Genomic DNA, 15,186 nt, shown 5'->3' on the forward strand with positions numbered 1-15,186 from the left:
TGTATCAAGTTGATAATAATTATCATTATCGTTATAAGAGACGTGATGATTTTCAGGTATGGAGGGAGTGACCTCACCAAATGCAGTCCAAAGACAGCATGGACAAACATACAGCTCTGACAGAGAGGGCAGTTCCTGAAGTAGACATAACAGCACGTCCAGTGCTTCGAGCGGGTAGGGTTCGGCAGGCATTGTTGTTCACAGCTTCGGCTGTATTGTTGGCTTTGGCCATATTCGCCGCCATTTCTCTCGGAGCCAAGGATTTGACCGTAAGCACCGTGTGGTCGGCAGTATTTCACTATGATCGTTCGCTAATGACACATCAGATCATTCACGAGCTGAGATTACCGCGTGTACTCGGTGCAGCTGTTATTGGAGCTGCGCTGGCGGTGGCAGGCTCTCTGATTCAGGGTATTACACGCAACCCGCTGGGAGATACAGGTGTGCTGGGCATTAACGCAGGAGCGATGTTTGTAGTTGCAGTGAGTTTTGCCTTTTTCCCCAATCTACCTTATGGGACGTTAATAGTATTGTCGTTCCTGGGGGCGCTGATGAGTACCTTACTAGTATTTGGTCTGGGAGCATCTGCACCTGGAGGATTGACACCTATGAGATTGACGGTGTCTGGAGCTGTCACGGCTGCCTTGTTAGGTTCCATGACTTCGGGGATTGCGATTTATTTTGATCTAAGTCAGGATTTAGCCTTCTGGTATGCGGGTGGTGTAGCCGGGATTAAATGGTCGCAGCTTGAGATTCTTGCACCGATTTTGCTTATTGTGATCGTCTGGTCTATGGGGCTGGCACGTTCCATTTCGCTGATTTCGATGGGCGATGAGGTGGCGTTAAACCTTGGGTTGAATCTCAGGCGTATCCGGCTTTTGGGTCTGCTGACTGTAGTGGTACTGGCCGGCCTATCTGTATCGGCTGCCGGAGCCATCGGCTTTATAGGTTTGGTTATCCCACATATCGCTCGCAAGCTAATCGGTGTGGATTATCGCCAGATCGTGCCGCTGTCTGCGTTATTGGGAGCCGTATTACTGGTGCTGGCAGATTTGGGAGCGAGAATGGCAAATCCGCCAGAGGAGTTAGCTATTGGGATTATGGTGTCTTTTATCGGAGTACCCTTTTTCCTCTTTCTCGCCCGTAAGGAAAGGAGGGATTTATAGTGAGTCGCTCTTTAGGGATTGGGGACACAAGAACGAAAAAGGCTTGGCTCGTTTGTTTGGTATTGGCGGGGATCAGCTTTGCTGTCCTTGTTTTGGGTTTGAATACCGGAACGATTCGTATTCCACCGCTACGCGTGCTGGATACGTTGTTTGGCGGTGGCAGCGGACGTGATCATATCGTTCTGTTCGAATATCGTCTGCCACGTATTGCTGTAACGGTGCTAGCTGGAGCGGGACTAGGCGCAGCCGGAGCGGTCATGCAAGGCTTGTCACGGAACGCACTTGCTGATCCCGGAGTTCTGGGACTTCACTCAGGGGCTGCGTTGGGGCTGGTAATGTTCGTTAGCTTTTTTCGCGACCTGGACGGATCGGCCGCCGTTCTGATCCCCTTGTTTACCTTTGCAGGAGGTGTCATTGCGGCGGTGGTAATTGTTTTGTTGTCCTATAACCGCAGCAGAGGAATCGTGCCGGTGCGTCTGATTTTGTCCGGCATCGGTGTAGCCTCGGGTCTTAGCGCCATAACGCTGTATTGGTCGTTGCGGCTGGATGAGGATACGTACGCATTTACTGCACGTTGGTTGGCTGGCAGCGTTTGGGGCCGGGATTGGATACACGCAGCGGCTTTGTTGCCTTGGATAGTCATTGTATTACCCTACGTTCTGTCGCAGACGCGCAGTCTGAACAATCTGTCGTTGGGCGACGAGACCGCAGCTGGAATCGGCACAAATGTGAAGCGCCAGCGTCTATTACTGCTGGGCGCAGCCGTGGCTCTATCCAGTGCCAGCGTATCCATGGCTGGAGGCATCGGTTTTATTGGGCTGATTGCGCCTCATCTGGCTCGCCGTCTGGTTGGGCCGATGTACCAGCATTTGCTGCCAGTAGCCTGTTTGGTCGGGGTCGTTATTCTGGTCACCGCAGACACGATTGGGCGTTCGGTGTTTCAGCCGAATGCGATTCCCGCAGGTGTGGTGGTTGCTGTGGTAGGAGCTCCGTATTTTTTATTCCTGTTGTCCCGAACAAAATGACAGAAGGAATAGGTACATATGAAATCATATGATGCAAATGATGCAACCCGCTGAAATTAATAACTAAGCAGAAGCCTTCTATATTGATCATTATAATGTAGAGTTTCTGTAGCATAGGAGAGAGTAACATGAGAAAGCACAAATTTAAGGGTTCTGATTTTAAACGTTCATGGGTAGTCACAACTCTTGTTGTATGCATGATCATGCTGTCCGCTTGCGGACAAGCAGCCGACAAACAGGCTACCGATACGAAAGCGGCTGGCAGTGCGCAGACAACCATTAGTGCGGATTCGCGTATTGCTTCGATGTCTATTCATTTGACAAACAACCTGCTGGCATTGGGCATTACTCCGGCTGGTTCGGTCATTGGTGGAGATGTGAAGGATTTTCTGCCCCATGTAAAAGATCGTCTTCAAACTACACGTAAGCTAGGTGTTGTCACAGACCCGGATATGGAAGCGGTATTGGAACTTCAACCTGATCATATTTTTTTGGACAAAAAATATTCGGGAACCGATGTGGCCAAGTTTGAAAAAATTGCGCCGACCGAAGTATTTGATCTGGATGAAGGCACATGGAAGGATCAATTGAAAAAAATAGCTGCTATGGTCAAACATGAAGCACAGGCAGACGCATTTCTAAAAGATTATGATACACAGAAGGAACGAGTCAAAAAGCTGATTCATTCAAAAATTGGGGACGGAACGGTTATGGCTGTACGTGTGACGGCGAAAGAGGTTCGTGTTATGGGGATGAAGCGTCCCGTAGGACCGCTGTTGTATCAGGACTTGGGCTTGAAGCCAGCCAAGGGTGTAGAAAAGATCAACAAGGCTTATCAAGTTGTTTCCCAAGAGGTTTTACCGGATTATGATGCCGATGCGATCCTTGTTATCATCAGTAAAGGCGCGGATGCCCAAAAGGTATACAAACAGCTGGAAGGAAATACAGTATGGCAAGGTCTCAAAGCGGTGAAGCAAGGGCATGTCTACATGTTGGACGGACAGCCTTGGCTGGACTATTCCGCGATGGGACATAAAATTGCTCTGGATAATGCAGAACAACTATTTTCCAAATAAGTTTTAAAGTATATCAAGCCGTATTCCCCCATGCAGCTTCTTGCAGGCCAGGAATACGGCTTTTTGGCGCACGCTCAAGCTGTAAGTCGGTTGCCTGATCGAAATGAAAAGGAGCTGCTATGATCCAAAATGAGGCAGCTCCATATAATGAGAATTGCGGGCTATGAACGCTTTTTACGCAGAAAAATCGGTTTGAGTCCAATAAAGCCGATGGCGGCGAGAATTAAATTTACCCAAGGTGAGATCCTGAATACCGGCAGTACACTGCGCAGCGCCAGTCCGGCGACAAGAATCACGACAACTAACACAACATACATCAAGATGGATTTGAGATTCATCTGGGGCTTTACAGGGGCATGGTCTGGCTGTTGTGTCTCCTCGCCTTCTTCGGGACGGTCCATAAAATTCATCAGGGCTTCAACGAGTAGAATGGCTCCTGCGGCGATGATGATAAGGGTGGATAGGCTGATTTTTTCAAAGGGTTTGATATCCCCACCTGTAAAGGTGACAAACCATCCGATAATTGCCTGTGTCAAAAAAAACATAGACAAGGCAATCCATGCAATAAGCGTATAATTTTTTGCTTTATTCATTTCTTCCTCCTGCTTTATGAGCGTATCCCGAGCTGATGGAACCGCCATTTCGTAACAAAGACAGTATACGTGAGGAAGCGTCGGATGGCAAAAGACTTTATCTATAAAATGTATATTACCGCTGCATTCTCCTCAAACTGGATACAGGGTGAGCACATAGAGCAACCTGAATATAAACGTTAAGAGGGTGTGGCATCATGAAACTGGAGAACCAGGCAGATTATTCAGTCCAAAAACGATTAGCAAACGCTTCGAACAGGAATAGCGGGGTGGCCTCGTCTACAAATGTGAGTCACCGGAGTGTTCAAGGAACTTCTCCAACCTACCGTATACTGGACGATATTGAAGTGGCTGAGGATACAGAATTTGCAGGTGAACTAGGTGCACAGAACTACCGCAGCCTGTGGCATGAGGATGAACATAACGGCGCCTCTTGTAAGCTGGAGTGGGAGGGACGAACGGAGACCCACCAAATGTTTAGGAACAGCTACGAATAACGAATGTCTACTTTAATGTAGTGGATTCACTCTAATAAGTGTAGTATAGCGTTCTCCGGAATCGCACCGGGGAGCGCTATTTGTTTACTTTTTTAACGATGTGAACTGACAGGTTGACAAGGAAGCAGGGCGATGATAGACTGACTTTACTATAAAACTTATTAAACTTATCGGAATTAAAGTGAATGAATATCCTGGATGGATATTCCACGTTACTATATGAGCTTGAATTCATAAATGTGTAGTGAAGCTTGAAACAGGGGGAATCAGGATGGAACGGCAAATTGGAATTCGCTTTGAACATGAAGAGCTGGCCGCAACAATTCATTATCCAAACCGTACAAATGAGGGAGAGCGTCAGAGACGAGTTCCCCTCGTTGTTATATGTCACGGTTTTGTGGGCGATCGTATCGGAGTAGATCGATTATTCGTCAAGACTGCGCGTGAACTGGCCGAAGGGGGATACTTTGTCCTGCGCTTTGATTTTGCCGGTTGTGGGGAAAGCACAGGTGAATACGGCAAGCAGGGGCTCGAATCCATGATTAATCAGACACGTACCGTGTTGGATTACGCCGTCAATTGTGCGGACATTGACCCAACCAAGGTGACGCTGATCGGTCACAGTCTGGGGGGCGCGGTTGCCCTTCTCACAGCCGTACGGGATAAGAGAGTACAAAATCTGGTTCTTTGGTCAGCAGTGGGCTATCCATTCAACGACATCGTCAAAATTACGGAGCGAAGCGTGTACGATGAGTCTGTTAAAACCGGTCATGCCGACTATTTGGGCTATAAGTTTACGCCTGCTTATTTTGAGTCGTTAGCTCAATTTCAGCCGTTCCAGGAGGCCGTTAAATTTAACGGAGATGTGCTCGTTGTTCATGGCACCTCGGATGATATTATTCCTGTGGATTATGCATTTCTGTTTCAAAAGATATTCTGGATGCGTCCAGAGGGACGCTGTGATAAAGAGATTATTTTCCAGGGGGATCACACTTTCTCGTCAGGTAAAGAGCGGCAACGGCTCATTGATCGGACACTTGAATGGCTGGATGAACAGGAAAATATTCAACGGGATTGGCAGCACTGGATGATCTGATTTCAGTGTGTAACGGATTGTATTGGAAATTGCGCCTCCGCCGGAGTAAAATGGAAGAGCAACACTATACTGGCGTGTGGAGGTTGGCAGCGATGACATTACCCTCAATTTTTGTTGCGCATGGTTCACCGACACTGGCTGTAGAAAATAACGCATATACCAGCTTTCTTGCAAAGCTGGGCGCGAGCCTGCCCCGACCCAAAGGAATTGTCATTTTTTCAGCGCATTGGGATAGCCCCGATCAATGTATTGGCGCGGATGATCAGCATGCAGCGTTGCACGATTTCTATGGCTTTCCCGAAGAAATGTACTCAATCGATTACCCTGCACCAGGCGATCCGAAGCTGTATGAGGAGATAGAGCATCTGTTCAGTCAGCATAACCTGTTCCACCAGCCGGTTCGGAACCGAGGACTGGATCATGGAGCATGGGTGGTTTTGCGGCATATATATCCTGATGCGGACATACCGGTCGTACCCTTATCCATTGATTCTCGGCGCGCTCCCCAGGAGCAATACGAGATTGGACGGATGCTGGCGCCTTTGCGAGAACAAGGGATTTTGATTATCGGTAGCGGCGGATTGGTCCACAACTTGCGGACACTCAAGCAGACGAGTGAGCCAGCCGATTGGGCCGTTCAATATGATGACTGGATTGCACAGCAGCTTCAAGACTGGAATTTGCGCCACCTATTCCAATATGACAAAAAGGCTCCATATGCCAAACAGGCGGTACCTTCTTATGGAATAGAGCATTTTTCACCTTTGTTTTATGCGATGGGGGCTGCGGATCATGAGCGCTCTGCGCATAAGCTTTTTCAATCGTATGTCCTTGGCTCGTTGAGTCTCAATTGTTGGGCTTTTGGTCAAGAAAGTGATACGTAAATGTAAAAAAAGAACTTCCGAATCCACATGGTGTGTGGGAATGGAAGTTCTTTTGTGTATTTTGCGTCTTTGATTAATTAGAAGGCACGTTCTTTTTTAGCCAAGTGGATACCTGCGTAGTACGCTGATCTCCATTTTGATCCAACAGTGTCATAAATGCTTTCAGCTTTTGAATGTAGGTACTCTTCGAATCCATATTACGTTGAACGACGAATTGATACCCTTTTTTGGCATTCGGATGAATCTTCCCGGTATCATAATCGAATAATGGCGTATTGTTCGTGCCATAGAAAGTATAGAAGAAGTACAGATCGTGCAATTTTTTTATAGCTTGTGTACGGTTGGAATGAGGATATTGGTTTAAAAATGCCTCCTGTGCCAGCACTCGTCCGGCTAACTGTTGATAGCCGATACGGAGCGCGGCATCCTTGGTAGCCGCCTGTCCGGATTCCATCGCCATGATGTCAATATAGCTGCGGATATCTGTCGTGGTGTGCTTCCCGAAGACTTTATATTTTTCATAGTTGATGACTGGGTAGTACATGCCTTCTGCAGTTTCAAGTTTGTAGCCGGCATCTCTTGTTTGAGTTAGCAACTTTTTCAGGTTCACATCGCTTGAACGGATGATTACATTTGTGAACGAATCACCGGGTTTATAGATTTGATTTATTTTGGTTTGAACAGAGGCCGGGTATAAGGTCTTTGCATAGGAATCCAATTGCTGGTTCTGTGCATTTTCCAGATGAAGCACCATGATGGTAGCTTGAGAGGCTGGAATGGTTTGAATATGCTTTTGCAAATAAGTGAATGCCTGAGGTAGCTTGCCGGGTTGGCGTAGTAGCTGCTCGAAGGTCTTGGAGATATGTTGTACACTTTCTGCCTGAGATGTCATAGTAGACGTCGCCGCTTTGGCTGATGTCGTATATCCCAATCCCATAGTTTGCACTGTGAAAGTTACGGCTGCGAGCATGAGATAGGCTTTGGTAATTTTTTTCATGATATAACCCTCCATTACGTTCTTTGATGTAACTGTAGTGTATAGGGTAAATGTATCGTGAGCATTCCATGTTGTATCCAACTTGTAAACGTTTGGAGGGGATGATGAATCCGATAAAAGAGTCCGAGTTAGAAGGAGCTGAAAGACCTCTTGTGAGCATAACAGCACAAAAAAAATAACCATTACCCCGGAGGATAACGGTTATTTTGGGATATTTAAGCTATTTTTCGGCTAGGGTCCGCTGGAAAGGTATCTTTATTTTTACGAAACAGTCCACGCAGGAAGGGCAGTACCCAACGGTCAAAGCCAATTCTTCCGGCATTTGCACCAGCAACTACAAGGAAGATTTCAAACAGCAGGTAGATTGCATTGGTGCTTACTGTACCCGAGAACAGGAACGAGAAGTTCATAACCATAGCCATCAAAGCAGCCAGTGTAGTCAATGTACCGAGAAGCAGGCCAACCCCTACCAAGAACTCACCCAATGGGATCAGGACGTTGAACAAACCTACATTCGGCAGGGCAAAGGCTTCGAGGAACGATCCCCACCAGCCTTGTACAGCGGGATGGTCTCCACCTGTTTTAGCAATGGCCCCCGAGATAAATCCGCCTGCATCGAATCCACCTGTCAGCTTTTCAAGTCCGTGGGTCATCCATTCATACCCTAGATAAACCCGTACTACAGTCAGCAACCACATTGCGACTTTGTTCTCACGTAACCAGCTGTTAAACATTCAAACCACTCCTCTTTCTTAATCTATAATGTTGGTTGTATTTCATTTTGTTGGGGATGATCATCTTTGCTACACCTTTATTGTAGTAGGTTCAGTTACAGTTATTTGTGATAAAAATCACAAAGTCTAAATATTTTTTAAATTTTAATGTCTTCAGATAAGTATTCTATAGATTGGTCATGCTTCAATCAAGACAAAAACAGGAAATAAAGCTTATAATGAGAAAAATAACTAAGTGGAGGGATGAACTTGTCCGGGCCCATTTCCCAACGAAATCATTGGTTGCGTGTGATGGCCTCAGCTCTGTTATGCATGACGCTGATGTCTTGTTCTGCTATGTCCAATACGGGTGAATCTGAATCCGTTCCCCAACTGACCAAGCAAGAAACAGAGAAGGAGGCACTTGAACCGCCGAAGGAGCAGTCTATTCCGGCATTTACAGCTCCGCTCACCGGTCTTCCGGTGGAGCAGCCAGTTTTGGAGCGACCGCTCGCTGTCATGATCAACAATGCTCCGGCTGCACGTCCACAGGCAGGACTTAGCCAGGCAGACATGGTATATGAAGTTCTTGCAGAAGGTGGGATTACCCGTCTGGTCGCTTTTTTCCAAAGTCATGGCGGAGATGTAAAGATCGGACCGGTCCGTAGCATTCGACCGTATTTGATTGAGCTGGGCGAAACCTATGGTGCGTTGCCGATACACGCAGGGGGAAGCACAGATGCCTATGCGATTTTACAGCAGCAGCGGAAGGAACATCTGGATGAGATTTCAAATGGAGGGGCTTACTTCTGGCGAAGCAAAGATCGTCGTCCTCCACATAATTTATACACAGACGTGAACAGACTGCGCAAAGGAAGCGATAGTAAAGGGTATGCCAAGCAGACGGACGTTCCAGTATATTCTTACCTCAAATCCGGTGAAACCCCAGTTATGGTGGACGAGACTGCATCATCTTTACAAATCCGATTTTTGCTTAAAAGCTATCGGGTATCTTATACCTATGATCCAGCGGATCAACAATATAAGCGTTTTGTGAACGAAAAGTCACATGTGGATCAAAATAATAACCAACAGCTCTCAGCAGCCAATGTCATTGTGATGAGCGCTAGACATCGAACGTTGGATGATGTAGGCAGATTAAGTGTTGAGTTGGACGGTAGCGGAGAGGCCATGGTGTTTCAACAAGGACGGTTAATACAGGCTGAGTGGCAACATACACCAGGCGATGCGATTCGTTTTATGAAAAATGGGGTTGAAATCCCGTTAACACCAGGTACATCCTATATACATGTGGTACCTGCAGATACTTCACTAAAGGAACATGTAACCATAGAAGCAAATTAGAAAACGAAATACACCTTTTTAGGGAAAAAATGTCGGATAATGACCTTCCATGTCGGGCAATGTATACGTATATCATGAAATTTGCTTTTACAAACATTACAAAAACATTGATGAGTGTGATAAGATAGCAAAGGTTGTCTATTGCAGTCGAAACAGGTTGCGGATATTTTCGTAAAGGGGTAATCGTTATGAGATTGAAGAAAAAGGATATATTCTTCGAGACGTTGGAAAATATGGCAGATACGATCGTGCAAGCAGCCGATTATTTTGCCCAACATACTTCAAATCTTCAGGATGTAACTTTGTTTACAAATGAAATGAAGAAGTATGAAAATAAGTGTGATGATTACACACACACGATTATTACTGAACTGAACAAGACCTTCATTACGCCGTTGGAACGCGACGACATCATGGAACTGACAACAACCATGGATGATGTGTTGGACGGTCTTGAAGCGACGGCTTCTCGTTTTTATATGTACAATATTACGGAGCCGGACGAGTATATTGTGCAGTTCGCTGATATTTTGCGTCAATCAGCTTACGAAATTCAGAAAGCTGTGCATTTGCTTTCACAGAAAAAATTGCTGGCCATTCGTGAATACACTATTCGCCTGAATGATTTGGAAAATCAGGGGGATGAATTGTTGCGTATTTGCATTAAAAACCTGTTTGCAACTGTAACTGACCCTATTGAACTGATTAAACGCAAAGAATTGTACGAACGCCTTGAAACGACAACGGATTCATGCGAGGATGTTGCAAATATGCTGGAATCCATCATTATGCGTAACTCGTAAGGGAGTCCTTTTACATGGATACAAGTTTATTGGTATTGGGTATTGTTATTTTTCTTGCTCTGGCATTTGATTTTATTAATGGTTTTCATGATACGGCGAACGCGATTGCAACTTCGGTATCGACCCGTGCATTGACCCCGCGACGTGCGATTATTATGGCTGCGGTCATGAACTTTCTCGGGGCAATATTGTTTACAGGGGTTGCGAAGACCATTGGTGGAAGTGTCGCTGATCCAACCAAGCTTACGAATGGAATTGATATCGTCATTGCGACGCTGATCGCTGCGATTATCTGGAACCTCTTAACCTGGTGGTTCGGTATTCCTTCATCCTCTTCTCATGCATTGATTGGTGCATTGGCTGGAGCGGTGTATGTAGGTGCGGGATCGGATAAATTAAACTGGAGCGGCTTCATCGGGATTGTCGAAGGACTTATTTTCTCCCCGTTGATTGCTTTTGTTGTCGGTTACATCGTGATGATGATTTTAAAATATATCTTCGCTCATCGTAGTCCGCATACGGTGAACAAAGGGTTTCGTACAATGCAGGTCATTACAGCAGCGCTTCAGTCGTTCACGCATGGTACGAATGATGCTCAAAAGGCGATGGGGATTATTACATTCGCACTCGTTTCGGCGGGGTATCAGGACCATTTGGAAGTACCCATGTGGGTAAAAATTTCAGCCGCAACAGCCATGGCGCTGGGTACGTCTATCGGGGGCTGGAAAATCATCAAGACGATGGGAACCAAGATTTTTAAAATCGAGCCAATTAACGGATTCGCAGCTGACATTTCGGGAGCCTCTGTTATTTTCACAGCTACATTGCTTCATTTGCCCGTAAGTACTACTCATGCCATTACTTCGGCTATTTTGGGTGTGGGTTCTGCGAAGCGCTTTTCCGCTGTGCGTTGGTCGCTGGCCGGTCGAATTATTATTACTTGGGTGATAACCATACCGATTGCTGCACTGTTATCTGGATTGATTTTCAAAATTCTTTTTTAGTTCATTATTATTTCTTGAAAAAAAGGTACACACTATAGAATACACAATAAGCTTCCGTCCGCTTTTTGCGGCAGGGGCTTATTGGCATTCTGGGATAAAACTGCTTCTTCAAAGTTCACACATCCAGATAGTTCCATGAAACGTTTTTCAAAAAATACCTGACATCAAAGTAGTCAATTTTTAATAACTCCTGTAGAATAAACAGAAAACTTTGAACCGTTCAACTGACTGGAGGAAATTATGCAAAAATCTAGAAAACTAATAGCGCTCATGATTTGTTTGTTTTTTGTGGTTGCCCTGGCCGGTAATTTCGGTGTAGTGGCACATGCAGAAAATAAAACAAAGTATGATATCGGCACGGATACAACGTTCGCGCCTTTTGAGTTTGAAGATGTAGATGGTAAATTTGTCGGTATCGACATGGATTTGCTGGCAGCTATTGCCAAGGATCAGAATTTTGAATATACCATTAAGCCTCTTGGCTTTAACGCGGCAGTGCAGGCCCTTGAAACGAATCAAGTGGATGGCGTCATTGCCGGGATGAGTATTACCGATGAACGCAAGCGGAAATTTGATTTTTCCGAGCCTTATTTTGATTCAGGCGTCGTCATGGCGGTCCGCAAGGATAATGATACGGTTAAACGCTATGAGGACTTGAAAGGACAGCGTGTCGCTGTCAAAACAGGAACGGAAGGTTACACATTCGCAGAATCCATTAAGGCCAAATACGGCTTTACTACAGTACCGTTCGACGATTCTTCTCAAATGTATGATGAAGTTAAAACAGGTAATTCGGTTGCCTGCTTTGATGACTATCCGGTACTGGCATACGGTGTAAACCAGAATAACGGCCTTAAGCTGGTAACAGATAAGGAAAAAGGTGCTTCTTACGGGTTTGCTGTTAACCAAGGCAAGAACCAAGAGTTGCTGGAGAAATTTAATGCAGGGCTTGTTAATCTGCGCAATAGCGGAGAATACGATAAAATTTTGGCTAAATACCTTGGCGAATCGGGCAAAGGTGTGGCGCCTGTAGAAACCAGCCGCTGGGGACTGATTTCCGCTTCGCTGCCTTCACTGATTAAGGGCATGGGAAATACGTTGCTGTACACACTTGTATCTTTACTCGTAGCCTTTATCCTAGGATTGGTGTTTGGCTTTATGAAGGTAAGCCATAACAAGGTGTTCCGTGGTATTGCAACTGTTTTCGTCGATATATTCCGTGGTATTCCGCTGATCGTGCTTGCTTTCTTTATTTACTTTGGTATACCACAGGCACTGGATTTCAAAATGCCGCTTTTTGTTGCGGCTGTATTGACGTTATCCCTGAATGCGGGTGCGTATGTAACTGAGATCATCCGTGGTGGTATTCAATCCATTGATCCGGGACAAATGGAAGCAGCTCGTTCGCTTGGTCTACCCTATCGGACGGCTATGCTTAAAATCATTTTGCCACAAGCTGTGAAAATCATGATCCCGTCGTTTATCAATCAGTTGGTTATTACGTTGAAGGATACGTCCATTTTGTCTGTTATCGGTTTGGTCGAATTGACCCAATCGGGTAAGATCATTATTGCGCGGACATTCCAATCCTTTGATATTTGGCTGGTAGTAGCGGTGATGTATCTTATCGTCATTACAGTCCTGACCAAAATTTCCAACCGTCTTGAAGGGAGAGTTCGCCGTGGGTAAAATTATCGTTAAAAACCTGAAAAAAAGCTATGGTAGTAATCAAGTGCTAAAGGGCATCGACATGCAAGTACGTGAAGGCGAAGTTGTGTGTGTCATTGGCCCGTCTGGTTCGGGGAAAAGTACGTTTTTGCGTTGTATGAACATGCTTGAAGAAATTACCGCAGGTGAGGTCATTGTCGATGACTACAACTTGAGTGACAAAAACGTGGACATTAACAAAGTCCGTGAAAATATAGGTATGGTATTTCAACATTTCAATCTGTTTCCGCATATGACCGTGCTCAAGAACATTATGTTCGCGCCGACTGAACTGGGCAAACAGTCCAAGACAGAGGCCCGGGAAATTGCTATGAAGCTGCTGGATCGTGTAGGTTTGGTCGATAAGGCAGATGCATTGCCAGGACAGCTTTCCGGCGGTCAGAAGCAGCGTGTGGCGATTGCACGTGCGCTGGCAATGAACCCAGACATTATGCTGTTTGACGAGCCTACCTCGGCGCTCGATCCTGAAATGGTGGGCGAAGTGCTCGGCGTAATGAAAGATCTGGCGCGTGAAGGCATGACGATGATGATCGTAACGCATGAGATGGGTTTTGCACGCGAAGTAAGCGACCGTGTCGTGTTTATGGACGGTGGTTACATCGTAGAAGAAGGAACGCCACAAGAGGTATTTGGTAATCCGAAAAATGAGCGGACCATTAGTTTCTTGGAGAAGGTATTGTAAGAGGGTTAAAAATGAGGCAGGGTTTGTGGATGTAGGCGGGGATCTCGTTGTGAGGAGACGCTCCGCGATCCATTTGATCTTTCGATCGCTGTTGCCCCTGAATTTTTGGATTGTATAAGACCTTATAAGATGAAAATTCAGAGGCAAAGGCGAACGCTGCCGCTTCTACAGATTCAAATGGACCGCTACGCTACGACTCGCTGATTGCTCCTTTTCGTGCAAAGAGCCTGCCTCACTCTTGAATGAGTGGGTATAGGGGAAGAGAGCGAGATGAAGATTACGCGCGTATCGTCGTTTTTGTGATGGATTCAAAACATCGTAATAAAGGCATCGGCAAGGCGTTAAATCAGGAAGCGGAAGCTCGGGCTAAAGGAACGGTTTGGATATGAAGCGACAAGCACGGGGGTTGTGAAAAAGATTTAATTATAATGAATTGATTATTTTATAAGGATATCTTGGGAGGCATGTTGGCCCGGAGATATCCTTTTCTTTATTAAAAGGAATTTAGAACTTGAGATTTGTATAATGTTAATTGGCTTATATAAAATATAAATAACATATCAGACGGAAGTGTAAGCGAGGGGGACGTACGGTGATACGTACATTGGCTATAGGTCATGATCATCAGGTAACAGTGGGAAAACCATTGGATCAGATCGTCATGGAGGATTATATATGGATGTGGGTAGATTTTAGCGAGCCTACAGATCGCGAGACGGAGCTGCTGACGAGTTATTTTCATTTTCACCCACTGGCTGTGGAGGATTGTATGCATGTTCTGCAACGTCCCAAATTGGATTATTACGAGGATGTGCAGTTTCTGGTCGTGCATGCGCTTGATGTAGATACGTTAGCTGCGGAAGAAGTGGATATGTTTATTAGCAGTCGTTTTTTGGTTACATATCACCATCATGAGTTAGAGGAGCTGGATCAAGCCTGGGAGCGGATTGTCCAGCATGCGAATGAACGCAAAATATGGTCGCGAGGACCGCTGGCTGCAGCCTACACGGTGATGGACAAGCTGGTAGATAACTATTTTCCGAGCCTTTTTATGATTGAGGATGAATTAGCCGAGCTGGAGGGCTTGGGCGGTCGCGAATCCGTAGAGGAATTAATGAAGCAGGTGTTTGACCTGCGTGGCAGGCTGCTCAAGCTGCGCCGTACCATCGTACCCATGCGTGATCTAATGTACCGAGTTTTGAATTCGCAGCATGTGCAGGGCCAAGGAGATCATATGGCTTATTTTACCGATATATATGATCATTTATTGAAGCTGACAGACATGCTGGAGGCCGACCGCGAGATGACAGCCGACCTGAGGGACAGTTATATATCGCTCAATTCCAATCGCATGAATTCAATTATGAAGACGCTGACCGTAATTACGACCGTTTTTATGCCCTTGACGCTGATTGCAGGAATCTATGGTATGAATTTTTCGAATATGCCCGAGTTGGGCTGGAAATATGGATATTTTGGCGTACTGTTCTTCATGTTTTTGTTGAGTGTTGCAATGGTGGTCTGGTTTATGCGCCGAGGCTGGTTCAAATAGTATAG

General features: G+C 45.8%; 16 protein-coding genes. 13 read left to right on the forward strand and 3 right to left on the reverse strand.

From position 1 onward, the window contains the following. Positions 1–146 precede the first annotated feature (146 nt). The 3 genes from ACUUJN_RS04150 to ACUUJN_RS04160 all read left to right on the forward strand — a co-directional run bounded on the left by ACUUJN_RS04150 (position 147) and on the right by ACUUJN_RS04160 (position 3,267). Positions 147–1,166 carry a FecCD family ABC transporter permease gene (locus ACUUJN_RS04150; RefSeq protein WP_484669733.1) on the forward strand — a complete coding sequence of 340 codons (1,020 nt, stop codon included), beginning with the start codon at positions 147–149 and terminating at the stop codon, positions 1,164–1,166. Continuing rightward, a complete protein-coding gene (locus tag ACUUJN_RS04155; RefSeq protein ID WP_484669289.1) occupies positions 1,166–2,191 on the forward strand; it encodes a FecCD family ABC transporter permease in 1,026 nt (341 codons plus the stop codon). Before ACUUJN_RS04150 ends, ACUUJN_RS04155 begins: the two co-directional genes overlap by 1 nt. A 128-nt stretch (positions 2,192–2,319) precedes the next feature. Next, entirely contained in the window at positions 2,320–3,267 is a 948-nt protein-coding gene (locus tag ACUUJN_RS04160; RefSeq protein WP_053324662.1) for an ABC transporter substrate-binding protein, read from the forward strand. A 161-nt stretch (positions 3,268–3,428) separates the two neighbouring features. On the opposite strand, the gene ACUUJN_RS04165 is transcribed toward ACUUJN_RS04160, so the two are convergent. Continuing rightward, on the reverse strand, positions 3,429–3,860 hold the full coding sequence (locus tag ACUUJN_RS04165; RefSeq protein WP_013308831.1) for a hypothetical protein: 432 nt from the start codon (positions 3,858–3,860) through the stop codon (positions 3,429–3,431). A 197-nt stretch (positions 3,861–4,057) separates the two neighbouring features. Between ACUUJN_RS04165 and ACUUJN_RS04170 the strand changes: the two genes are divergently transcribed. The 3 genes from ACUUJN_RS04170 to ACUUJN_RS04180 all read left to right on the forward strand — a co-directional run bounded on the left by ACUUJN_RS04170 (position 4,058) and on the right by ACUUJN_RS04180 (position 6,337). Continuing rightward, positions 4,058–4,357, forward strand: coding sequence for a hypothetical protein (locus tag ACUUJN_RS04170; protein WP_023987079.1), 300 nt, complete (start codon positions 4,058–4,060; stop codon positions 4,355–4,357). Between the two features lie 271 nt (positions 4,358–4,628). Then, positions 4,629–5,453 (forward strand): alpha/beta hydrolase family protein, encoded by an 825-nt coding sequence (locus tag ACUUJN_RS04175; protein WP_484669290.1) that lies wholly within the window; start codon positions 4,629–4,631, stop codon positions 5,451–5,453. 92 nt (positions 5,454–5,545) lie between these two features. Further along, positions 5,546–6,337, forward strand: coding sequence for a dioxygenase family protein (locus ACUUJN_RS04180; RefSeq protein ID WP_023987081.1), 792 nt, complete (start codon positions 5,546–5,548; stop codon positions 6,335–6,337). 73 nt (positions 6,338–6,410) lie between these two features. On the opposite strand, the gene ACUUJN_RS04185 is transcribed toward ACUUJN_RS04180, so the two are convergent. Together ACUUJN_RS04185 and ACUUJN_RS04190 are read right to left on the reverse strand one after the other, a co-directional pair. Next, entirely contained in the window at positions 6,411–7,334 is a 924-nt protein-coding gene (locus ACUUJN_RS04185) for a hypothetical protein (protein WP_341057963.1), read from the reverse strand. Positions 7,335–7,549: 215 nt separating this feature from the next. Beyond that, the gene (locus ACUUJN_RS04190) at positions 7,550–8,068 is read right to left on the reverse strand and encodes a DoxX family membrane protein (protein WP_023987083.1); all 519 of its coding nucleotides are present in this window, start codon (positions 8,066–8,068) and stop codon (positions 7,550–7,552) included. Between the two features lie 249 nt (positions 8,069–8,317). On the opposite strand from ACUUJN_RS04190, the gene ACUUJN_RS04195 reads away from it, so the two are divergent. The 7 genes from ACUUJN_RS04195 to corA all read left to right on the forward strand — a co-directional run bounded on the left by ACUUJN_RS04195 (position 8,318) and on the right by corA (position 15,181). Beyond that, the gene (locus ACUUJN_RS04195; RefSeq protein ID WP_023987084.1) at positions 8,318–9,412 is read left to right on the forward strand and encodes a DUF3048 domain-containing protein; all 1,095 of its coding nucleotides are present in this window, start codon (positions 8,318–8,320) and stop codon (positions 9,410–9,412) included. Positions 9,413–9,600: 188 nt separating this feature from the next. Beyond that, positions 9,601–10,215 carry a DUF47 domain-containing protein gene (locus ACUUJN_RS04200; protein WP_007428879.1) on the forward strand — a complete coding sequence of 205 codons (615 nt, stop codon included), beginning with the start codon at positions 9,601–9,603 and terminating at the stop codon, positions 10,213–10,215. Between the two features lie 14 nt (positions 10,216–10,229). Further along, the gene (locus tag ACUUJN_RS04205) at positions 10,230–11,219 is read left to right on the forward strand and encodes an inorganic phosphate transporter (protein ID WP_023987085.1); all 990 of its coding nucleotides are present in this window, start codon (positions 10,230–10,232) and stop codon (positions 11,217–11,219) included. Positions 11,220–11,459: 240 nt separating this feature from the next. Next, positions 11,460–12,908 carry an amino acid ABC transporter substrate-binding protein/permease gene (locus ACUUJN_RS04210; protein ID WP_023987086.1) on the forward strand — a complete coding sequence of 483 codons (1,449 nt, stop codon included), beginning with the start codon at positions 11,460–11,462 and terminating at the stop codon, positions 12,906–12,908. Then, positions 12,901–13,629: an amino acid ABC transporter ATP-binding protein gene (locus ACUUJN_RS04215; RefSeq protein ID WP_418027099.1), complete on the forward strand. Its 729-nt coding sequence runs from the start codon at positions 12,901–12,903 to the stop codon at positions 13,627–13,629. Before ACUUJN_RS04210 ends, ACUUJN_RS04215 begins: the two co-directional genes overlap by 8 nt. Before the next feature lie 242 nt (positions 13,630–13,871). Beyond that, a complete protein-coding gene (locus ACUUJN_RS04220) occupies positions 13,872–14,018 on the forward strand; it encodes a GNAT family N-acetyltransferase (RefSeq protein WP_081327454.1) in 147 nt (48 codons plus the stop codon). Between the two features lie 203 nt (positions 14,019–14,221). Beyond that, positions 14,222–15,181: a magnesium/cobalt transporter CorA gene (gene corA / locus ACUUJN_RS04225; RefSeq protein ID WP_025721203.1), complete on the forward strand. Its 960-nt coding sequence runs from the start codon at positions 14,222–14,224 to the stop codon at positions 15,179–15,181. Positions 15,182–15,186 lie beyond the last annotated feature (5 nt).

Source organism: Paenibacillus sp. LRG-1 (assembly GCF_057220305.1).

Excerpts from the sequence above, each read along its gene's own strand:
- ACUUJN_RS04205 (WP_023987085.1), top strand. The coding sequence starts at position 10,230 with ATGGATACAAGTTTATTGGTATTGGGTATTGTTATTTTTCTTGCTCTG.
- ACUUJN_RS04220 (WP_081327454.1), top strand. The coding sequence starts at position 13,872 with ATGAGTGGGTATAGGGGAAGAGAGCGAGATGAAGATTACGCGCGTATC.
- ACUUJN_RS04190 (WP_023987083.1), bottom strand. The coding sequence starts at position 8,068 with ATGTTTAACAGCTGGTTACGTGAGAACAAAGTCGCAATGTGGTTGCTG.
- ACUUJN_RS04210 (WP_023987086.1), top strand. The coding sequence starts at position 11,460 with ATGCAAAAATCTAGAAAACTAATAGCGCTCATGATTTGTTTGTTTTTT.
- ACUUJN_RS04200 (WP_007428879.1), top strand. The coding sequence starts at position 9,601 with ATGAGATTGAAGAAAAAGGATATATTCTTCGAGACGTTGGAAAATATG.
- ACUUJN_RS04160 (WP_053324662.1), top strand. The coding sequence starts at position 2,320 with ATGAGAAAGCACAAATTTAAGGGTTCTGATTTTAAACGTTCATGGGTA.
- ACUUJN_RS04180 (WP_023987081.1), top strand. The coding sequence starts at position 5,546 with ATGACATTACCCTCAATTTTTGTTGCGCATGGTTCACCGACACTGGCT.
- ACUUJN_RS04185 (WP_341057963.1), bottom strand. The coding sequence starts at position 7,334 with ATGAAAAAAATTACCAAAGCCTATCTCATGCTCGCAGCCGTAACTTTC.
- ACUUJN_RS04175 (WP_484669290.1), top strand. The coding sequence starts at position 4,629 with ATGGAACGGCAAATTGGAATTCGCTTTGAACATGAAGAGCTGGCCGCA.
- ACUUJN_RS04170 (WP_023987079.1), top strand. The coding sequence starts at position 4,058 with ATGAAACTGGAGAACCAGGCAGATTATTCAGTCCAAAAACGATTAGCA.
- ACUUJN_RS04165 (WP_013308831.1), bottom strand. The coding sequence starts at position 3,860 with ATGAATAAAGCAAAAAATTATACGCTTATTGCATGGATTGCCTTGTCT.